The 20291-nt window shown below is 42.4% G+C and carries 20 protein-coding genes; 14 read left to right on the top strand and 6 right to left on the bottom strand.

All coding sequences use genetic code 11. From position 1 onward, the window contains the following. Positions 1–107 precede the first annotated feature (107 nt). Positions 108–419 (bottom strand): co-chaperone GroES, encoded by a 312-nt coding sequence (groES, locus tag TOL9009_RS0136600; protein WP_029638604.1) that lies wholly within the window; start codon positions 417–419, stop codon positions 108–110. A 1060-nt stretch (positions 420–1479) separates the two neighbouring features. Between groES and TOL9009_RS0136585 the strand changes: the two genes are divergently transcribed. From TOL9009_RS0136585 to TOL9009_RS0136570, 4 genes are all read left to right on the top strand, one after another. Then, positions 1480–2157 carry a response regulator transcription factor gene (locus TOL9009_RS0136585; protein WP_029638599.1) on the top strand — a complete coding sequence of 226 codons (678 nt, stop codon included), beginning with the start codon at positions 1480–1482 and terminating at the stop codon, positions 2155–2157. Between the two features lie 178 nt (positions 2158–2335). Next, positions 2336–3205, top strand: a complete 870-nt coding sequence (locus tag TOL9009_RS0136580) for a helix-turn-helix domain-containing protein (protein ID WP_242055708.1) — start codon at positions 2336–2338, stop codon at positions 3203–3205. 99 nt (positions 3206–3304) lie between these two features. Next, positions 3305–3748, top strand: a complete 444-nt coding sequence (locus TOL9009_RS0136575; protein WP_029638594.1) for an ester cyclase — start codon at positions 3305–3307, stop codon at positions 3746–3748. Positions 3749–3996: 248 nt separating this feature from the next. After that, positions 3997–4782 carry an Rpn family recombination-promoting nuclease/putative transposase gene (locus TOL9009_RS0136570; protein WP_029638592.1) on the top strand — a complete coding sequence of 262 codons (786 nt, stop codon included), beginning with the start codon at positions 3997–3999 and terminating at the stop codon, positions 4780–4782. A 140-nt stretch (positions 4783–4922) separates the two neighbouring features. On the opposite strand, the gene asnS is transcribed toward TOL9009_RS0136570, so the two are convergent. Both asnS and TOL9009_RS0136560 read right to left on the bottom strand, forming a co-directional pair. After that, on the bottom strand, positions 4923–6314 hold the full coding sequence (gene asnS / locus TOL9009_RS0136565; protein WP_029638590.1) for an asparagine--tRNA ligase: 1392 nt from the start codon (positions 6312–6314) through the stop codon (positions 4923–4925). A gap of 2 nt (positions 6315–6316) precedes the next feature. After that, complete coding sequence (locus tag TOL9009_RS0136560) at positions 6317–6676, bottom strand: hypothetical protein (protein ID WP_029638588.1); 360 nt, start codon at positions 6674–6676, stop codon at positions 6317–6319. 45 nt (positions 6677–6721) lie between these two features. On the opposite strand from TOL9009_RS0136560, the gene TOL9009_RS0136555 reads away from it, so the two are divergent. Beyond that, on the top strand, positions 6722–6997 hold the full coding sequence (locus tag TOL9009_RS0136555; RefSeq protein WP_029638587.1) for a DUF6439 family protein: 276 nt from the start codon (positions 6722–6724) through the stop codon (positions 6995–6997). Positions 6998–7115: 118 nt separating this feature from the next. Here TOL9009_RS0136555 and TOL9009_RS0136550 read toward each other — a convergent pair whose 3' ends face one another. Further along, positions 7116–7565: an ATP-binding protein gene (locus TOL9009_RS0136550; protein ID WP_029638584.1), complete on the bottom strand. Its 450-nt coding sequence runs from the start codon at positions 7563–7565 to the stop codon at positions 7116–7118. Between the two features lie 422 nt (positions 7566–7987). Then, on the bottom strand, positions 7988–9397 hold the full coding sequence (rlmD, locus tag TOL9009_RS0136540; protein WP_260676024.1) for a 23S rRNA (uracil(1939)-C(5))-methyltransferase RlmD: 1410 nt from the start codon (positions 9395–9397) through the stop codon (positions 7988–7990). Positions 9398–9478: 81 nt separating this feature from the next. Here rlmD and TOL9009_RS0136535 point away from each other — a divergent pair, with 81 nt between their 5' ends. Then, the gene (locus TOL9009_RS0136535) at positions 9479–9964 is read left to right on the top strand and encodes an allophycocyanin subunit alpha-B (RefSeq protein ID WP_029638580.1); all 486 of its coding nucleotides are present in this window, start codon (positions 9479–9481) and stop codon (positions 9962–9964) included. A gap of 94 nt (positions 9965–10058) precedes the next feature. Here TOL9009_RS0136535 and TOL9009_RS49960 read toward each other — a convergent pair whose 3' ends face one another. Further along, on the bottom strand, positions 10059–10181 hold the full coding sequence (locus tag TOL9009_RS49960; RefSeq protein ID WP_260676015.1) for a hypothetical protein: 123 nt from the start codon (positions 10179–10181) through the stop codon (positions 10059–10061). Between the two features lie 504 nt (positions 10182–10685). Here TOL9009_RS49960 and TOL9009_RS0136525 point away from each other — a divergent pair. From TOL9009_RS0136525 to TOL9009_RS0136495, 8 genes are all read left to right on the top strand, one after another. Further along, positions 10686–11516 (top strand): Rpn family recombination-promoting nuclease/putative transposase, encoded by an 831-nt coding sequence (locus tag TOL9009_RS0136525; RefSeq protein ID WP_029638578.1) that lies wholly within the window; start codon positions 10686–10688, stop codon positions 11514–11516. Between the two features lie 240 nt (positions 11517–11756). Further along, positions 11757–12071 (top strand): hypothetical protein, encoded by a 315-nt coding sequence (locus tag TOL9009_RS0136520; RefSeq protein WP_029638576.1) that lies wholly within the window; start codon positions 11757–11759, stop codon positions 12069–12071. Then, the gene (locus TOL9009_RS0136515; protein ID WP_029638574.1) at positions 12058–12450 is read left to right on the top strand and encodes a type II toxin-antitoxin system death-on-curing family toxin; all 393 of its coding nucleotides are present in this window, start codon (positions 12058–12060) and stop codon (positions 12448–12450) included. Before TOL9009_RS0136520 ends, TOL9009_RS0136515 begins: the two co-directional genes overlap by 14 nt. A 39-nt stretch (positions 12451–12489) precedes the next feature. Beyond that, positions 12490–14949: a phosphoribosylformylglycinamidine synthase subunit PurL gene (purL, locus tag TOL9009_RS0136510; RefSeq protein ID WP_029638572.1), complete on the top strand. Its 2460-nt coding sequence runs from the start codon at positions 12490–12492 to the stop codon at positions 14947–14949. Positions 14950–15214: 265 nt separating this feature from the next. Continuing rightward, entirely contained in the window at positions 15215–16687 is a 1473-nt protein-coding gene (gene purF, locus TOL9009_RS0136505; RefSeq protein WP_029638571.1) for an amidophosphoribosyltransferase, read from the top strand. A 17-nt stretch (positions 16688–16704) separates the two neighbouring features. Further along, entirely contained in the window at positions 16705–16845 is a 141-nt protein-coding gene (locus tag TOL9009_RS48650; protein WP_221928681.1) for a hypothetical protein, read from the top strand. Positions 16846–17238: 393 nt separating this feature from the next. Then, the gene (gene tnpC, locus TOL9009_RS0136500) at positions 17239–18750 is read left to right on the top strand and encodes an IS66 family transposase (RefSeq protein WP_029638569.1); all 1512 of its coding nucleotides are present in this window, start codon (positions 17239–17241) and stop codon (positions 18748–18750) included. Between the two features lie 412 nt (positions 18751–19162). After that, entirely contained in the window at positions 19163–20248 is a 1086-nt protein-coding gene (locus TOL9009_RS0136495; RefSeq protein ID WP_038298338.1) for a HEAT repeat domain-containing protein, read from the top strand. Positions 20249–20291 lie beyond the last annotated feature (43 nt).

The following is a 20291-nucleotide window of genomic DNA, read 5'->3' as shown; positions in this document are numbered from 1 at the left end:
GTAAATTTGTTGATTGATAGTTGTTGGTTGTTGGTTGTTGATTGATAGTTGATAGTTGTTCTACGCTCTCACTATCCACTAACGACTAACCACGCTCCCACCATCCACTAACTAACGATCGCTAAAATGTCTTTTTCTGAAAGCAGGACATACTCGTCAGTGCCGAGTTTGATGTCGGTGCCGGCGTACTTGGAGTACAGCACCTTGTCACCAACCTTTACATCCAACGCTTGACGACCACCGTCGTCTTTAATCTTGCCATCACCGACAGCAACAACTTCGCCTACTTGGGGCTTTTCTTTGGCTGTGTCGGGCAAATACAGACCACCTGCGGTCTTTTCTTCAGATGCGCTCACTTTTACGAAAACGCGATCGCCTAAAGGTTTTACAGTAGAAACGCTTAAAGATACAGCTGCCATAGGAATTTCTCGCCTCTTAGATTAGCACTCTCGACTCCTGAGTGCTAATGTAGCTAACTACGGTATGCAATGGCAAGAAATTGACTTGTACGGGTTCCCGAACTAAGCAACCAAAGTTATACTTAAGTACAAATACTCAATTATTTTTTGTTTACCGGGTTTTGTTTTGTTAGTTACGAATATTTTTATATGGTCAAATTTATTTGCAAAGTTGAAAAATTGATATAGAACAGTAATCAGGGAGCCGCTTAATGAGTAACAATACAGCGATCCAGTCTTGGTGTGAAAATCCCAAAAACCACTCATGTTTTGGACAATAAACCCTTAAGAAATTGTGTAAAAACTTTAGGACTTGCAAAAATTCAGCCACATGTTTTTATATGTACTGACCAGATAGTTCCTAAAAGCAACACAAAACAAGCTAATCTGGAATCTTGGGAACATTTGCTTGATCGACTGCAAAGGCTCAAACTTGACCAGCCGCCAGACAAATATCCCGCTTGCATTTCTTGAACCAAAACCAACTGCTTGCGAGTTTGTTGTTCTAGACCGATAATGGTGGTTTACCCGGATGGTGTCTGGTATCGCCTGCGTTACCCCGGAAGTCCCGGAAAGCGGCTTAATCAAGAACACTTGATAGGCAATATGGTGGTGGAAGAATATGCATTTTTGACCCAACATGTGCTTTGAAACTTCCTTTCTTTATGAGCGAACATCCTATCGAAGCTTAAAATCCACTGGATATGAAACAGCAGTCAGCATAATTGAAGCGCTTGGTTGGTTTTTAGATAGGGTGATCAAACCTCCAATACCTATGTGTGAACGCAAAAGATTATTATTTAATCAGTGTTTTCCACCAGCCACCTACAAAGCGATCTATAATGACGCATTATAGTAACTACTGCTCTACGTATCCTTACTGGAGTTTTGCCATTGAATGACTAATATCACAAAAGCGATTTTCACTTTTGTGACATCGCTTAAGCAAAGGCAAGTTAAGTGGGAAAAAAAGGACAACATCTCAATAATCCACCATAGAGGATAACTAATCAAGACCTTGATCGACCCAAGCGCAACAAGTGCCACTGCTATGAAAGAGCCCAGCATGAAAGATCACAAAAGACTTCTACTGATTGATGATGACCCTAACCTCATCTTGCTGGTGAAGGATTACTTGGAATTCCGGGGATATGAAGTCATCACTGGGGAAAATGGTCGGGAAGCTCTGGAAATTTTAGAGCAGGATATCCCTGACATGATCATCTGCGACGTGATGATGCCGGAAATGGACGGATATACTTTTGTTGAACAAGTCCGGCAAAACGAACGCACCAGCTGGATTCCCGTTCTTTTCCTTTCCGCGAAAGGTCAAAGTGCCGACCGAGTTAAAGGATTAAATAAAGGTGCTGACGTCTACATGGTCAAGCCTTTTGAACCCGAAGAACTCGTTGCCCAAGTTGAATCTTCGCTCAAACAAACTATCCGTTGGAAAGAACACCAAGCAAAAGGAGGAGAAAGCGGTTCCCGCATCCAGGTTCCCTTCGATGTCCAGCTAACTCCAACCGAACTGAAAGTAGTTCAGTTTGTTGCTAGGGGTTTAGCTAACCGGGAAATCGCTGAAGAACTAAACGTCAGTCAGCGCACCGTTGAAAGCCACGTTTCCAATATGTTGGGCAAAACCAATTTGCACAACCGTACTGAATTAGCGCGGTGGGCAATTGAAAATCAAATGGCGTAAAAACCCATTTGAGATTTAACAGAAGAATCTGAGAGGAGGAAATCTCCACTCAGAACTTCACAGAGAATGCGATCGCACTCTCTCAAATTTCAATTTCTTTTTCGATATTATCAGCCATTTTCTTTGGAAATGGCTTTTTGCCTAATTTTTAAGACTTACTCCTCACAACTTCAATATTTTGATTAGCGACGCACGGGATGCGCTGCTGTCTGTTCTTCCCGAAGTGCCAATTGCTTCAAGTCAGGCAACAGGGTGGGATAAAATTCAGCTTGCACACTACCGTCAACCTCCTCACATACTTCCAGAAATTAGTTCCCCATATCATACTATTTGCATTAATATTGGCGGCTCAGTCTTATTAGAGCATGTGGTTGATGGTCATATAAAGACAATTTATTCAGAAACGGGTGATATTGGTTTATATCCAGCTAATTTCAAGCAAAGCGTTCGGTGGGATAGAGAAACCGAGTTTTTGCAACTTTACCTGGAACCAACACTGCCGATCGCTGTTAGTTACGAATTGTTTGGATGCGATCGCATCGAGATACCACCACGACTGACATTTTTCGACCCATTGATTTATCATATAGGGTTGGCGCTCTTGACGGCACTGGAAACAGATCGTGTACAAAGCCGTCTTTATGCTGAATCTATGGCAAATGCATTGGCGGTTCATTTAGTGTCTCGCTACTCCACACGAGAACACGCCATTGAGAATTTTGTCCTCGGAGGCATCCCGCGAAATTTTCAGCAGGTTATTGACTATATTAACGACCATCTAGAGGATAATTTGAGCTTGGCTGAACTGGCAAATATAGTTCAACTGAGTTCTTATCATTTTGCCCATTTGTTCAAACAAACTACCGGAGTTTCACCGCATCAATATCATATTCGGTGTCGAATTCAGCGTGCCAAACAGTTGCTTCTAACAAAAAAATTGACAATTGCAGAAGTTGCTTATGCTGTCGGTTTTGCTAGTCAGGGACATCTCAACTACCATTTTAAGCGCTTAGTTGGGATGACCCCGAAAGCATTTTTGCGGCAATAGCAAGAACTTGGAAAACAAACGCAAGAACTTTGAAGACAGCAGTTTGTTTTACTCCCGATACTGAATTAAGAATTTTGATTCAGATAAAAGGAGATTTTCATGTCTACATTAAGCGAACAAAACAAAGCGATTGTTCTCCGTTTTGCTAAGGAAGCATGGGGAAATGTTCCTCTGTGGGATCAAGTTTGGGACGAATTAGTGGCAGAGGACATTATCTGGTACTTTTGCGGTTGTTCTGAACCGATTAGTGGAAGCAAAGCGAAGGAATTTTACGCTACTTTGTACCAAAGTTTCCCAGATATCGAACTTGTGAGTGTGGAGAATGCGATCGCTGAAAATGATAAAGTTGCATTTCGCTCTACCATAAAAGGCACACATAAAGGTGAATTTATGGGAATTTCCCCAACAGGAAAATCGATAAATGCAAGCGATTTGAATCTCTTTCGCATCTCTGAAGGTAAAATTGTCGAATGGTGGTACGAATTGAATTTGCTAGAAGTGATGAACCAAATCGGCGTAATATCTGATACCATTTCTGTATGAAGATGCGCCTAATTTAGCCCACGCAGGTGGGCTTTGTTCGTTTAGCCCCAGGCTTCCAGCCTGAGGGGCGAATAAAGCGCAACCTCACATACAATTGGTATGACCAACCATCATCATAATAGTTCACAAAAAACCCAGCTTATTATACCAATCTAATCGGGAGAGCGTGAAAAGTTAGATTCCCGACTTCTTGAAGAAGTCGGGAATCTGAACACCGCAATACCTAATACAGTTTATTGAAAGCTGCCATGTATGACAATATCTGTAAATTCATTGCCGAAAACTTCAAAGATGATTTAGCAACTTGGTTGCTAGGTTCACCGATTAAATTAACAGAACTTAGCCCGACTGAATTATCAAACGAACCAATTCGAGCCAATTCATTAATTTTATTACAATCTGATGATTTAGTTCTGCATACCGAATTTCAAACCGACGCTGATGAAGATATCCCCTTTCGGATGTTAGATTATCGGGTTAGGGTTTATCGCCGCTTTCCTAACAAAGCAATGCGTCAAGTAGTAATCTATTTGAGAAAAACAAGTTCCGAATTAGTCAGTGAAAACAGTTTTAAATTAAACAACACTTACCATCAGTTTGAGGTAATACGTCTGTGGGAACAACCGACAGACAGATTTATGAGTATTCCCGGTTTATTACCCTTTGCTGTGCTAAGTCAGACAAACGATCCTAGAATGGTATTAACCCAAGTAGCTTCATCAGTTGAAGCAATTAGCGATCGCCAGTTACAAAGAAATATAGCTGCTGCCAGTGGAATTCTAGCAGGTCTGGTGTTAAATAAAAATGTAATTAGCAAGATTTTCAGGAGTGAGATTATGCGCGAATCAGTCATTTATCAACAAATCCTAGAAGAAGGGGAAGCCAAAGGCAAAGCAGAAGGCAAAGCAGAAACAACAAGAAAGATGGCTTTAAATCTGCTGCGAATTGGAATGAGTTTAGAGCAAATTGCTCAAGTTACTGAATTATCTCTTGAGCAAATTCAAGTTTTACAAGAAGAGATTCAAAAATCTTAATTTTAACTAATCCCTTTCTCAAATACGCGGCTATACAAGCAAAACCCGCATTCGCGGGTTTTAAAGTTTTTATTAGTCCGCATAGACGGATTTGGTTTGTCTAGACGCGATTTCTAATGCCTAGTTTTCAAATTATCAAACTAAAAATCGGCACTTTGTGGTGTTCTGGGGAACGGAATTACATCGCGAATATTTGCCATCCCCGTCATGAATTGCACCAACCGCTCAAAACCCAACCCAAAACCAGCGTGGGGAACGGTTCCATAACGACGCAAGTCGAGATACCACCACAAATCTTCTGGTTGCATTCCTTGCGCTATTATCCGTTTTTCCAACACATCTAAACGTTCTTCACGTTGCGATCCCCCGATAATTTCGCCAATTTTCGGTGCGAGAATATCCATCGCTCGCACAGTCTTTTCATCGTCGCTCAAGCGCATATAAAACGCTTTTATTTTTGCCGGATAATCGGAAACGATAACTGGCTTTTTAAATAATTGTTCAGCTAGATAACGTTCGTGTTCGGATTGTAAATCTAAACCCCAACTTACCGGATATTCAAACTTGACATCGGCTTTTTCTAATAAGGAAATTGCTTCTGTATAAGTTAAACGCTGGAATTCATTATTAATAATGTTGTCTGCCGTTGCCAGCACTGTATCATCAATTCGTTGATTAAAAAATTCCATATCTTCCGGGCAAGTTTCTAACACATATTTGAAAACGTGTTTGAGAAACGCTTCCGCTAAATCCATATCGCCATCTAAATCGCAAAAAGCCATTTCTGGCTCAACCATCCAAAATTCGGCTAAATGGCGCGACGTGTTAGAATTTTCCGCACGGAAGGTGGGACCAAAAGTATAAACGTTACTAAAAGCCATTGCCATGACTTCTGCCTCTAATTGACCGCTAACTGTTAAGTATGTCGGTCTGCCAAAAAAGTCCTGAGCATAGTCTACGGCGTTATTCTCAGTGCGGGGAATGTCTTTTAGGTTCAAACCAGTAACGTTGAAAAGTTCCCCCGCTCCTTCGCAATCGCTAGCGGTGATGATTGGTGTGTGAACCCACAAAAAGCCGCGTTCTTGGAAAAATTGGTGAATTGCTGCTGCACAAGCGTTTCTGACGCGGAAAACTGCACCAAAGGAATTGGTACGCGATCGCAAGTGTCCAATTGTCCGCAAAAACTCATAAGAATGGCGTTTCTTTTGTAGCGGGTAAGTTTCGGGATCAGCTTCACCGTAGACTTCCACCATTTCGGCTTTCAACTCAATTCGCTGTCCTTTACCTTGGGAAGGAACTAGCACCCCTGTTACTTCTAGCGAAGCACCTGTATTCAGCTTTTTGATGATAGCCTCATAATCTGGCAAATTTTGATTCATCACGACTTGCAAACTAGCCAACGATGAACCGTCATTAACTTCAATAAAAGCAAATCCTTTCAACTCGCGTTTTGTCCGCACCCACCCTTGAATTAAAATAGATTCATCAGGTTGACCACTTCGCAATATTTCTGCTATCCGTCGCTTTACCATAGTTACCCAACATAGGACTTTAATATCCAGCCTATGATAACGCCCAATCCACCAAAGCGGATGATTTGCCAAAAAGGTTTCTTGACGCTTTTCCAGGAAAATAACTGACTTTCTAAGCTAACTTCTAGCACTTCTAGCTGCTGTTTGATGTGCTTTAACTCAGATTTGATTTCTGGAGTGTAATGTTTATTTTGATTAAGTTCTTGGCGACGTTTTTCATATTCTGCCTTAGAGATGCGATCGCCTTGCACTTGCGTGTAGCGTTCTTTAAGTTCAAAAAGCGATCGCTCTAAGAACAATAATTCTTCTTCAAATTCTAACTCTTGATTTGACTCTGGTGGCGGTTGTTTAGGCGGCTTCATGCACAAGTAGTACAGTAAAAGTAAATGCAAACAAAGCCAATAGTTATGTCCCAATCCACCCAGCTGCCTAAAACCAGTCAATTAGATGAATTAAGCACCATAGAATTAGCCCAAGCTCTCATGGAGAGGTTGAGCATTTCTCCCAACGATTGGCATCGCCTTAAGTCTAACCGCAATTCTCGCGCCAGTGAACAAGCCGCTGCCGCTCTTGTGTTTCTGCTCAAAAATCAGCCTCAAGAAGCTCTTGCTAGATTAGAACAAGCATCTGGTTGGTTAGATCGCTCTATTTCCGCACCACCTTGTCCGACGCACGGAAAATAAGACAAGGGGACAAGGGGACAAGGGGGACAAGGAGGACTTGGAGACTTGGGGGAATTTCTTCCCCTGCTTCCCCTGCTTCCCCTGCTTCCCCTGCTTCCCCTGCTCCCCCTGCTCCCCTCTAACGTCGCAGAGATAATCTCGGTCGATTCTCTAGCTGTTTGCAAAGCCTTAATTCTGTGCCTTTGCGGTTCCACTCTACCTGATCGAAAATTTGATGCAGGAGAGTCATACCACGACCGTTTTCTGACTCATCTGGTGGTAGATAATCTGTGGGATCGCGATCGCATGTACAAGATGGACTAAATCCGCTGCCTTGATCTGATATAATCCACCAATACTGATTATCTATTAAGGAAAAACGGACTACAACTGTTTTACCGGGATCAAGATGATTGCCATGTTTAGCTGCATTGACTAGGGCTTCTTGAAGTCCCAGTCGCAACTCGGCTTGAAATTTAACGGGAATTTCTGCCAATAGTAAATCTAATATTGGACAAAGATATAGAGTTGAGGCGAAACTAATTGTGCCCCAATTACGTCCAACTGGACGGAGCGAAATGGTAATCACAAGAGAAACCCCATAGCCTTCAGTTAGCTAGACATCAGTTTGCAAAACAAAAGCACCCTGATATGAGTTGAGGTGATCGTGCTGCCTTCAAACTAGCGTCTTCAAAACTAAGTTGTGAAAATACTGTGGAGCATCGGTTATCTTCATGAATTACAGTTGACAAATGTAAAACGGCAAGAATAAACCTCAATAATGCAATTAGCAAATAAAGATGCTTTCAATTATGTAGAAGAGTATAGCAATACTCTTTTACCTGCCGATTCGGGATTTAAACAACCAAATTCAAGTTTAGGAGTAACCCATACAACTTCAATTTCTTTATAGAAATGGAATTCAATGAATCCTATGTTTAGCTTAATTCGATTTTAGCATTTTTCTTATGCACTAGACTACAAATAAAAAATTTGAGTTTTGTCAAGGGACTAAATACCCTTACCAGAAGCTGATAAAACTAGAAAAGCGGCTGCTTCGACATGAGCCGTTTGGGGAAAAAAGTCAGCGGGTTGTATTCGTGTAATGGTATACATTCCATCTTTACAAAGTAGTTTTAAATCACGAGCGAGGGTGGCTACTTTACAGCTGACGTAAACGATACGAGGGGGTTGCGATCGCCGTAAGGATTCGATGACATCGCTCGCGCAACCTTTACGTGGGGGATCTAATAACACAATATCCGGCACAATGTCACTATGCGGTAACAATTTTTCAACTGCACCGACAACAAAAGTCACATTATTAATTTTGTTATTTCGCGCATTTAAAATAGCCTGTTCTACAGCTTTGGTTTGCACTTCTAACCCCGTAATATTACGGACTTGTTTAGCCAAAGGTAAAGTTAATGTGCCAATACCACAATAAGCATCAACTATAACTTCATTTCCTTGCAAATTCAGTTCTCTTTGAATTTCGTGCAAAAGCGCCTCGGCTGTTTCGGTGTAAACTTGAAAAAATGTATCTGGACGTACTTGAAATTCTAAACCGGCGAATTGTTCTCTCAGATAAGAAATTCCGGCAACACAACGAGTTTCGTCACCAAAAATCGCATTAGTGCGATCGCTATTTCGATTTAAGCAGACTCCTACTAATCCCGGAAAGCGTTTTAACCACGCAGCGGAAAGCTTTTCAATTCCTGGTAAATTCCAATCTTTGACTATTATTGTTAGCAACATTTCCCCAGTGCGGCGTCCAATGCGTAAACTAAGATGGCGTATTTGTCCAGAGTGACGGGTTTCGTCGTAAACTTGCCATTGTTGCGTCTGGATATCTTGTTTAACTTCGGCAAGTAATGGATTTAATCGTGCATCTTGCACGGGGCATTGATTTAAGTTAACTAATTGATGGCTGCCTTTTTGGTAATAACCAGCTTGCACTTGCCCAGTTGCTGATTTACCCACAGGATATGTAGATTTATTACGATAACCGAAAGGTGAAGGTGCAGCCAAAACTGGATCTACTGGTGGATTCACAAAACCGCCAATTCTTTCTAAAGCTTGAATAACTTGATTTTGTTTGGCTTCAAGTTGGTACTCATAACTGATATGCTGCCACTGGCAACCACCACACTTATCAGCCACAATGCAACTAGGACGGATGCGTCTTGAAGATGTTTGGGATAAGGAATGCAGCTTGCCGTGAGCGTATTTGGGTTTGACGTGTAATAAGCGAATAATAGCGCGATCGCCCGGTACTGTATCCGGAACAAAGACTACGCGATCGCAGAAGCGTCCGACACCATCGCCGGTATCACTCAAGTCTGTAATTTCAACTTCAATTAACTCTCCCTGTTGCCATTTGGGTGAATCATCTTCATCAGTGGGAAGCAATTCTGTAATCGACACCTTCTTGTCTCCCTTTATTTGTGTACCTAAGACTAGTTAAACTATCAAATAATATGTCGCGTGATTTTACTAATCATGACTGTAATTAGCCAAGTTATTCTCAAAGCCGACGACGAACTGCGTTATCCCAGCAGTGGTGAACTCAAAAACATCAAAGACTTCTTGGAAACCGGCTCACAGCGGATGCGGATTGTCACAACCCTAGCCGAAAACGAGAAAAAGATAGTTCAGGAAGCAACCAAACAGCTTTGGCAAAAGCGTCCTGACTTTATTGCTCCTGGAGGCAACGCTTTCGGAGAGCGTCAGCGTGCTTTATGTATCCGCGATTACGGCTGGTACTTACGTCTAGTTACTTATGGCATCCTTGCCGGCGACAAAGAACCAATTGAAAAAATTGGTTTGATTGGCGTGCGGGAAATGTACAATTCTTTAGGCGTTCCCGTACCAGGAATGGTAGAAGCGATCGGCTGTCTGAAAAAAGCCTCCCTTGACTTACTCAATGCCGAAGACGCTGCCCAAGCTTCCCCGTACTTTGATTACGTGATTCAATCGATGTCATAATCAGGCGTGGGCGCTAATGAATGGCGTACACTGTCGATCTACTAGAGAGAGTGCAATATCTAAACACTCAACATCCATAAAATCTCTAATTTGATCATACCCTCCCCACACTTGGTAGTGGCTCTGGCAGAATTCCTGTCAAGTTACCAGCAGGTTGTGGGGAAATTTTATTTAATGGGCATTGGGCATTGGGCATTGGGCATTGGGCATTGGGCATTGGGCATTGGGCATTGGGCATTGGGGAATTTATTCTTCATCTCCCCTTGCTTTCCCACTCCCCCACTCCCCAGAGAATGCCAAGAAAAAACCGACAGACTTCTTCAAAAGGCTGTCGGCAATTAGTGTGTTCCCTATTAATGACTCGGCTAGAGTTCAGTTATATGTAATTATGCTGGTTTACCCGTTTTTGGAAGACGATCTTAATCATGGGCATCAGTGATTGTCATCACATGATTGTTGCAGCCAAACTGTATTCACCTAAAAAAGAAATTTCTTACTTCCGAGCTAGTTAATGCATACTGTGCAACTTAAAACTGTATTTTTTAATTACAGTTTATAAATTTTTATCAACATCAACACATTTAATGGAAAATGCATAAACTTATCTACCTGATGACCTTTTTTGAATTGGAGGTAAGCGACTTGACAACATTACAGTTACATTCAATAGTATTGATGCCAGTTATAACTCAAAATATTTTGAGTTTCAAAAATAAAACCTGTGAGAACTGACACAATATTTTATCAACTTTTCCAAACTTTGCCTGGTATTCTCTTTGAACTCATCGGTCAATCTGCTACTGAAGCAGAAGCCTACCAGTTTGCATCTGCTGAAATCAAAGAACTAGCATTTCGCTTTGATGGTTTGTTTTTACCTTTAGTGGATTTGCCTGAACAACCCATCTACTTTGTAGAAGTTCAGTTTCAACCCAAAACCAATTTTTATTGGCGATTTTTTGCCGAAAACTTCGTTTACTTAAATCAATACCAACCGATTCAAGATTGGTATGCAGTCGCAGTGTTTGCCAAACGAAGTTTAGATCCAGGTGTACCGATGCAGTATAGGGGATTGCTGATGAGTCAGCAAGTTAAGTTTGTATACTTAGATGAATTAGAGGAAACAGCAAATACGTCCCTTGGTTTAGGAATAGTGCAGTTAGTAGTTGAGGAGGAAGCGACGGCTAATGAACAAGCTAGGCAATTACTTCAAAAAGCACAGCAAGAACTTGAAGATGTTGCCCTCAGGCAGAAAGTTTTAGAATTGATAGAGACGATATTGGTTTATAAGTTTACCAGCTTAAGCCGCGAGGAGATAGAAGCTATGTTTGGATTAAGTGAGTTAAAGCAAACAAGGTATTTTCGAGAAGTCGCACAAGATGCCCAGGAAAAGGGCAAACTAGAGGGCAAACTAGAAACAGTACCCCTATTATTGGAATTGGGTTTGACTGTCGAAGAGATAGCCGAAAGATTAAGCTTGGATGTTGAAGCGGTGAGAAAGGCTGCACAAGAGTCTTCTGGTGATACTTCCCAAGGTGATGATACAGGAATTTAGTGAGAGTTTAATAGAGAGCGATCGCTCTTTTATTTATAGAAAAGTTGAAGTGCGATCGCTATTTAAAATATAAATTAATTAGCATCCCAAAATACGAGCGTAGAGACTTCATATTTCGCGTCTCTACAGGTCAAAAATCACTACCAAAAATTCTTAACATCAACCGTATTGTGATATAAGCTAGAGTTAGCAGCAGAACTGATTCACAACGTCTTGCAACAAACCTAGCTTGGGGTAACGATGGCAACAGAACAAAAGCACAGCACTTATTTATCAGAAGCGGAAAGTCGTTTGCGTCAACTTTCTTTTGAGAAGTTGCGAGTAGCAGTTGCAATTATTGCTTATCTACAAAAAACAGAAGAAAGCGAAGCTACTGAAAAACTATTATTAAATATTCCTGGTTTTGCAGAATCCTTAGGCGAAATGGAACAAAGCGAAGACAAATTAGAAAATACTACCTCAAATCAGATTGCTTCAGATGAGGAAGTATGGCAGGCTTATTTAGCAGTTGAAAAAAAATGGGAAGAGGTATTTCGTCGTCTTGCAGACTCCTAAATTTCTCACTATTTCTCAAGTCTTAGATATTCACCAACGCCAAATTCAAAGATTTGGTGGAACATCTGGTGTTAGAGACGAAGGTTTACTAGATTCAGCACTGGCACAACCTCAAGCCACCTTTTTTGGCGAACTACTTCATCCGACAATTGGTGAGCAAGCAGCAGCATACCTGTACCATTTAGCAATGAATCATCCGTTTCTTGATGGCAACAAACGCACCGCTTTCGCTGTTATGCTTACTTTTTTTAACTTAAACGGCTACAGTTTGAACTTATCTCAAGAGCAAGCTTATAACTTGGTGATTCAAGTAGTTCAGAAAGAAATATCCAAAGAAGAATTATCTGCATTCCTGGAACTGCATTTACAAGGCAAGTAAATCGATAGAATAATGCTTTGTCCCCCAGAGTGCATTTTCATGACTGCAAGCTCAAAACCAGCCTTTTCCGCTGAAGAAATTGCCAAAGAAGGTTTAAAGCCTGATGAATATGAAGAAATTGTCCGTAGGTTAGGACGTCATCCCAACAAAGCCGAACTAGGAATGTTTGGGGTGATGTGGTCAGAGCATTGTTGTTACAAAAATTCACGACCATTATTAAAACAGTTTCCCACAACAGGATCGCGCATTCTCGTTGGTCCAGGTGAAAATGCTGGCGTTGTCGATTTAGGCGACGGATTGCAACTTGCGTTTAAAATTGAATCTCATAATCACCCCTCAGCTGTCGAACCCTTTCAAGGAGCAGCCACTGGCGTAGGAGGCATCCTCAGAGATATATTTACAATGGGTGCGCGTCCCATTGCTCTTTTAAACTCCTTGCGCTTCGGTTCCCTGGAAGATGCCAAAACTCAACGGCTTTTCAGTGGTGTGGTAGCGGGAATATCTCATTATGGTAACTGCGTCGGGGTGCCCACCGTCGGAGGCGAAGTATACTTTGACTCTGCTTACTCCGGGAATCCCCTAGTGAACGTCATGGCGCTAGGATTGATGGAAACTCCAGAAATTGTCAAATCTGGGGCATCTGGTTTAGGGAATCCGGTATTATATGTTGGTTCTACCACCGGACGCGATGGTATGGGTGGTGCAAGTTTTGCCAGTGCAGAACTCAGCGATGAATCACTAGATAACCGTCCAGCCGTGCAAGTTGGCGACCCATTTTTAGAAAAATCGTTAATTGAAGCTTGTTTGGAAGCCTTTAAAACAGGTGCAGTCGTTGCCGCGCAGGATATGGGTGCAGCTGGCATTACTTGTTCCACATCAGAAATGGCTGCAAAAGGTGGTGTCGGCATTGAACTAGATTTAGATAAAATACCCGTGCGAGAATCGGGGATGGTTCCCTATGAATATCTGCTTTCGGAATCTCAAGAAAGAATGCTGTTTGTGGCACACAAGGGACGCGAACAAGAATTAATTGATATTTTCCACCGTTGGGGACTGCAAGCAGTCGTTGCGGGGGAAGTTATTGCTGAACCCATTGTTAGAATATTATTTCAAGGTGAAATAGCAGCAGAAATTCCCGCTGAAGCTTTGGCAGAAAATACCCCATTGTATGAACGAGAATTATTGACAGAACCACCAGAATATGCTTTAAAAGCTTGGGAATGGACACCTAATTCTCTTCCTGCTTGCACAACTGCTGGCATTGAAATTCAAGGAAGCCTGCAAAGTTGGAATGATATCCTTTTGACTTTACTTGATACGCCAACGATCGCATCAAAACGTTGGGTTTATCGCCAATACGATCATCAAGTGCAAAATAACACCATTATCTTACCAGGTGGCGCTGATGCAGCTGTCGTTCGGTTGCGTCCCCTTGAGGAGGACAAGGAGACAAGGGGACAAGGGGCAGGGGGCAGGGAGCAGGGGGACGAAAAGAATTCTTCTCCTACCTCCGAAACCCCCCTATCTCCCTCATCTCCCTTATCTCCCTCCGAAACCCCTACTCCCCAAAGCGCTGTTGCTGCTACAGTTGATTGCAATCCTCGTTACGTCTATCTTGACCCCTACGAGGGTGCTAAGGCAGTTGTGGCTGAAGCTGCACGCAATCTGAGTTGTGTGGGTGCTGAACCTATAGCGGTGACTGATAACTTAAATTTCGGCAGTCCAGAAAAAGCGATTGGTTATTGGCAATTAGCTTTATCTTGTCGCGGTTTGGCTGAAGGTTGTCGAGAATTAGGAACGCCGGTTACTGGGGGTAATGTCTCACTTTACAATGAAACTTTCGACTCAGAAGGCAACCCGCAACCAATTTATCCTACCCCGGTTGTGGGGATGGTCGGGTTGATTCCTGATTTAAGTAAAATTTGCGGTCAAGCATGGCAAGCCGAAGGTGATATTATTTATCTTTTAGGATTGCCTTTGAAATCTAAAGTTGAATTGGGCGCATCCGAATATTTAGCCACCATCCATAATACTGTAGCTGGACGCCCTCCACGGGTAGATTTTGAATTGGAAAGGTGTGTACAAAAAGTTTGTCGTCAAGGAATTCGGAATGGCTGGATTCGTTCAGCTCATGATTGTGCTGAGGGTGGTTTGGCTGTTGCTTTGGCAGAATGTTGCATCGCTGGCAAACTTGCTGCTCAAATTAATTTAGGATTACCATCAAGCAATTCACAACTTAGGTGGGACGAAGCGCTGTTTGGTGAAGGTGGAGCGCGAATTGTTGTTTCTGTAGCGTTAGAACAGCAAGAAATTTGGGAATCTTTATTAAATGAACAATTGGCTAATTATTGGCAGAAACTTGGCAAGGTTAGTAATTCCAACACTGATTTTGGGGTGCTAACCTCCGATAACCAAAGTTTAATGAAGGTTAGGATCGAAGATATGAGCCATCGCTATTCCCATGCGATTGAAAGACGTTTAAAAGATGCCGAGTTGTAGAGACGCGAAATTTCGCGTCTCTACAACTTTGGACAGACGCGAAATTTCGCGTCTCTACAGCAGGAGCGAAGTGAAGACTTATGACTCTTGATTCTTGACTCCTGAATATTCACCACGAATGTTTGCTATCCCCAAGCATGATTAAGCTACTGTTATATGTATATGGATTGTTAACGATTTATTAAGGTCAGTTAATATTTCTGAAAACATTCACTTATATATCCATCCCACTGACTCAAAATCTCGTCTGGAGCAAAGCTGTAGCATGATTCCTAACCATTCCCTCTCCTTGGATGACCACGCAATTGAAAACCGTGCTGACAAGCCAGAAGAAGCTTGCGGTGTTTTTGGCATCTACGCACCAGGGGAAGACGTCGCTAAACTGACCTACTTTGGACTTTATGCCCTCCAACACCGAGGTCAAGAGTCAGCGGGAATTGCCACATTTGCAGGGGAACAAGTACACCTGCACAAAGATATGGGTTTGGTATCCCATGTGTTTAACGAATCCATTTTGAGTCAGCTACCGGGTAACTTAGCCGTTGGTCACACTCGTTACTCAACTACAGGTTCTAGCCGGAAAGTTAATGCCCAGCCTGCTGTTGTCGAAACTCGTCTGGGTTCAATAGCCTTAGCACATAATGGAAATTTAGTCAATACCGGGCAATTGCGGGAAGAGTTGCTAAAGACCAAATGCAACTTAGTGACGACAACCGATTCAGAAATGATTGCTTTTGCGATCGCCGAAGAAATTAATGCTGGTGCAGACTGGTTAGAAGGCTGCATTCGCGCATTTAACCGCTGCAATGGTGCTTTTAGTTTAGTAATTGGCACTCCAACTGGTGTCATGGGTGTTCGCGATCCTAATGGCATTCGTCCCCTAGTAATTGGCACCTTAGGTGAAAATCCAGTTCGCTATGTACTCGCATCAGAAACCTGTGGATTAGATATCATTGGTGCCGATTATCTGCGCGAGGTGGAACCGGGCGAATTAGTTTGGATTACCGAAGATGGTTTAGCTTCCTTCCCCTGGACTCAACAACCCCAAAAAAAGCTATGTATCTTTGAGATGATATACTTTGCCCGTCCTGACAGTATGATGCACAATGAAACGTTGTACAGCTACCGATTGCGTTTAGGGCGGCGACTAGCTGAAGAATCTGGTGTAGAAGCAGATATTGTTTTTGGTGTTCCTGATTCTGGCATCCCAGCTGCGATCGGCTTTTCTCAAACTTCTGGTATTGCCTACGCCGAAGGATTGATTAAGAATCGTTACGTCGGGCGCACCTTCATTCAGCCAACACAAATGATGCGCGAATCGGGAATCAAAATGAAACTAAATCCCCTCAAAGATGTGCTATACGGCAAAAGGGTCGTGATTGTTGATGATTCTATCGTTCGGGGTACAACCAGCCGAAAACTCGTCAAAACCTTGCGGGATGCGGGTGTAGTGGAAGTACATATGCGAATTTCCTCACCCCCAGTAACTCACCCTTGTTTCTACGGTATCGATACCGACACCCAGGATCAGCTAATTGCAGCCACCAAATCAGTAGAAGAAATTGCTAAACAACTAGAAGTAGATAGCCTAGCCTATCTCAGTTGGGACGGAATGCTAGAAGCAACGCGAGAAGACACCAATAATTTTTGTTCTGCTTGCTTTACTGGCAATTACCCAACCTCAATTCCGGAAGCAGTGAAAGGTTCTAAATTGATATTAGAAAAAGCAGTAGTCTAGGGACTGGGCGATGGGCAATGGGCATGGAAAGAATCATATTAGAACGCGATCAAAAATTGTGCGTGTTTAATTCCCAATGCCCGATACGCCATGCCATTGGGAATATCCCAATTTGGGGTAGATATAGTGAAGATACTGTTGGCGAATGTAATACATAGTTGTAATTTAATGTCGTTGGAACCATAACTTTGCCGTGACTGGAACCATAACTTTGCCGCGACTCTGGGTAAAACGTTGATTTTCCGTTAGGCGCTTTTAGTCACTTTTGAGTGATTGGAACCATAACTTTGCCAGAAAACAGAATTAGAAGCATAAGCTTGCCAAAGATGTATTTTCTTAACATTTCAAATCGGTAGTCAGAATTACAATTAATTAATGCACCAAAGCCTGTGTCAATGTAACCGTTCAGGGGGGTAACGAGAGAATAAGAGTTACAGGCGATTTAATTGGTTGATCTAGCTACGTCGTGGGCTCCTCAAATTTAGTAACAATTGTTGGGGTTGTCAGGCGATCGTCAATTAGGGAGACCAAAATCTGGTAATGTGAAATTTATGGAACAAAAGCACCTATCCTACATCGAGCAGATACCCCGTGTTGATTGGGAAAAAACTCCAGCCAGCGTCCAAAAACTGGTAGAGGGGATGGGGCAGCAAATCGAAAGCTTAGAAAAACAATTAGCAGAAGTCCTGACAATCCAGCAACAGCTATTAGAGAAAGCTAATCGTACATCTCAAAATTCATCATCACCTCCTAGTGCAGACCCGCCAGGATTTGGGAAAAAGCAGGAGAAAAAGAAAAGTAACAAAAAACGGGGAGGGCAACCAGGTCATGAAGGTAAAAATCGTGACTTATACCCACCAGAAGAATGCACAGAGGTGGTTGAGCATCATCCAACAATATGCTCTGGTTGTGGAGAAAGCCTAACTGGAGTTGATGAGAATCCATACAGACACCAGATAGTTGAGATTCCGCCCATTGAACCCATAGTTATAGAACATCGCTTACACCAATTGACTTGTTCTCAATGTGGAACACAGACTCGTGCAATATTGCCGGAGAACATAAACAAGACTGGATACGGCGTCAGAGTTGTTGCAACCGTTGCTTTGTTGAGTGCGGTATACCACAACAGTCACCGTATGGTACAAAGCGCCCTAGCAGAATTATTTGACATCTCGATGTCGTTGGGAACAGTCAACAAACTCAGGCTGGAAGCGAGTAATGCAATTGCAAGTTGTGTGGATGAAGCCAAACAGTACATTCAGCAATCGGATGTTGTTGGAGCAGATGAGACAAGCTTTAGACAAGGTAATATCGACGGTTGCAACCCGAAAGAGAATCAGGCTTGGCTTTGGGTTGCAGTTACACCCCTAGTTACATTTTTTCAGATTGCCCTGACTCGTTGCACCCAAGCCGCTCAAAACCTTCTGGGTGAGAACTTTACAGGCATTTTAAATTCAGACAGATATGCATCTTACAACTGGGTAGATATAGGACACAGACAGTTGTGCTGGGCACATTTGAAACGCGAATTTACCAAAATCTCGGAACGGACTGGGGTATCGCAAGAATTAGGGACTGCGCTAGTTAAGCAACAAGAAAAATTATTCGAGCTATGGCATCGGGTAAGGGATGGAACTCTGACTCGTTCTGATTTTGCCGAGTTAGTCCAAGATACTCGTAGCAGTATAAAAACACTATTGCAAGAAGCAGCTGATTACGAGATTACATCACGTGAAAAAACTCCTCTAGCTAAAACTGTTCGTACTTGTCGTCAACTACTTAAAGTCGAACCTGCAATGTGGCTTTTTGTGACGACGGAGGGTGTAGAGCCAACAAATAATGCCGCAGAAAGAGCTATTCGTCCGGCAGTCATATGGCGGCGTACGAGTTTTGGTTCTCAAACAAAGACTGGTAGCACTTTTGTGGCGCGAATGCTGACTGTGGTTACGACTCTCAAATCTCAGCAACGTAATGTCTTGGAGTTTATGACACAAGCGGTTGCTGATGCTCGTCAAGGCAAAGAAGCTCCTTCTTTGCTTCCAAAAGTCATTAATCAGTGACGATGACCAAGACGAGTTAAATGTGATGTCAAGATTGTTACTTTATTTTTAGGCTAGGCGATGCCTGCGGCGGGCATCGCCAACGCTATTGATCAAAGAATGATTGATAAAAGCCTGAAACAGCGTATTTTTGTTAATTAATGTACCGGAGCCAAAATTTGTACAGTGTGTAAGCCCTACCTACCCCCACCAGTAATTCAGCAACTGGGGAAGATTGGGCGGCGAAGCGGAGTGCCGGGTGCGGGCTGCGACAATCTTGATGGCTCATACTAGGTCTTGCTAGCCCGTACCCGGTACCGCCCAATCTAGCGTAGCGTTCCCCAGTTGCGTCACTTACCCCCCCCTGAACGGATACGTTTCAGAAGGGCTTCGTCTATGGAAGTCTGAGCTTTTGCAGCATCTTGCTTTTGTAATGATGCAAGGAGAAAATCCCAAGGAAAAACCAACAGATTTTCGGTTATCTATTTCCAGAGGAAAGGCTGAAGCTGTTTTAGAAGATTTCCTCAAAAATAGAGTAGACTTTCCTGGGCAAAAGGCAAAGGATTGGTTACAAGACTTGCTAAAACATTACTTAATTCAAACGGGAGCAGACCGAGAACAAATTGAATTTCACCATCAGCTATTTCAAGAGTATTACGCGGCAGAATATTTGCGGAAGCTGCTACCCAGTTTGAGTGATGCAAAGCTGAAACGCGATTATTTGAATTTGTTGAAGTGGACTGAACCGCTAGCGCTGATGTTGGGTTTGGTGGAGGATGAAGCGCAAGCAGTGCGGGTGGTGCAGTTAGCGTTGGATGTGGATTTGATGTTGGGTGCGAGGTTAGCGGGGGAGGTAAAACAGGAGTTTCAGGAGAAAAGCAAAAGTTTCATTGAGGAACTTAAAATTCATCCAAAACACAAGGATTGGTTTTCAAATATATTACCTCAAACTGTTCCTGATGTAAGACAAAAGTTTGAAGAAGAGTTTGAAAACGCCATGTTAGAAAGTGGGGGATATGTATGGGAAGTAGTATCTTATAGAAATGGCATTCCATTAATGGAATGTAGACCATCTCAGAAGATAGGAGATGAAAAAAATGATAAGTCTGGAAGCGTTGTTTATGAAGATAGAAAAAGTCAGAATGAAGCGTTAATAATTTCCACAGTTCAAGATTTAAAAAATCAAGATTTTATAATTCGCTTCAATGCTGTTCAAACCTTAGAGAAAATTGCGAATGAAACTATTATTTATGAATTAAGCCAAGCATTTAATGATGAATGTTTTATAGTTCGTATGGCAGTTACATCAGCGTTAGGGGAAATCGGCAGTGATAAAGCTATATGTACACTTCATCAGGCTTTGATTGATAAAAATTTGTTTGTTCGTATTACAGCAATTAATGCACTATTTAATATAGGTACTACCGCTACAGTAGGGTTTGCTGAAAAAGAAAGAAAAGCTTACATTCTCAGATCATCAGACCAAAGAAATATATTCAGGTGCAAGATAAGAGGCTAAAATAACCCAAAATCCTTGCATCTACGTGACTAGCACTCAGGAG

This window comes from [Scytonema hofmanni] UTEX 2349, assembly GCF_000582685.1.
GTDB classification, from domain to species: domain Bacteria; phylum Cyanobacteriota; class Cyanobacteriia; order Cyanobacteriales; family Nostocaceae; genus Hassallia; species Hassallia hofmanni.
This window is presented reverse-complemented; position numbering and strand designations above follow the sequence as displayed.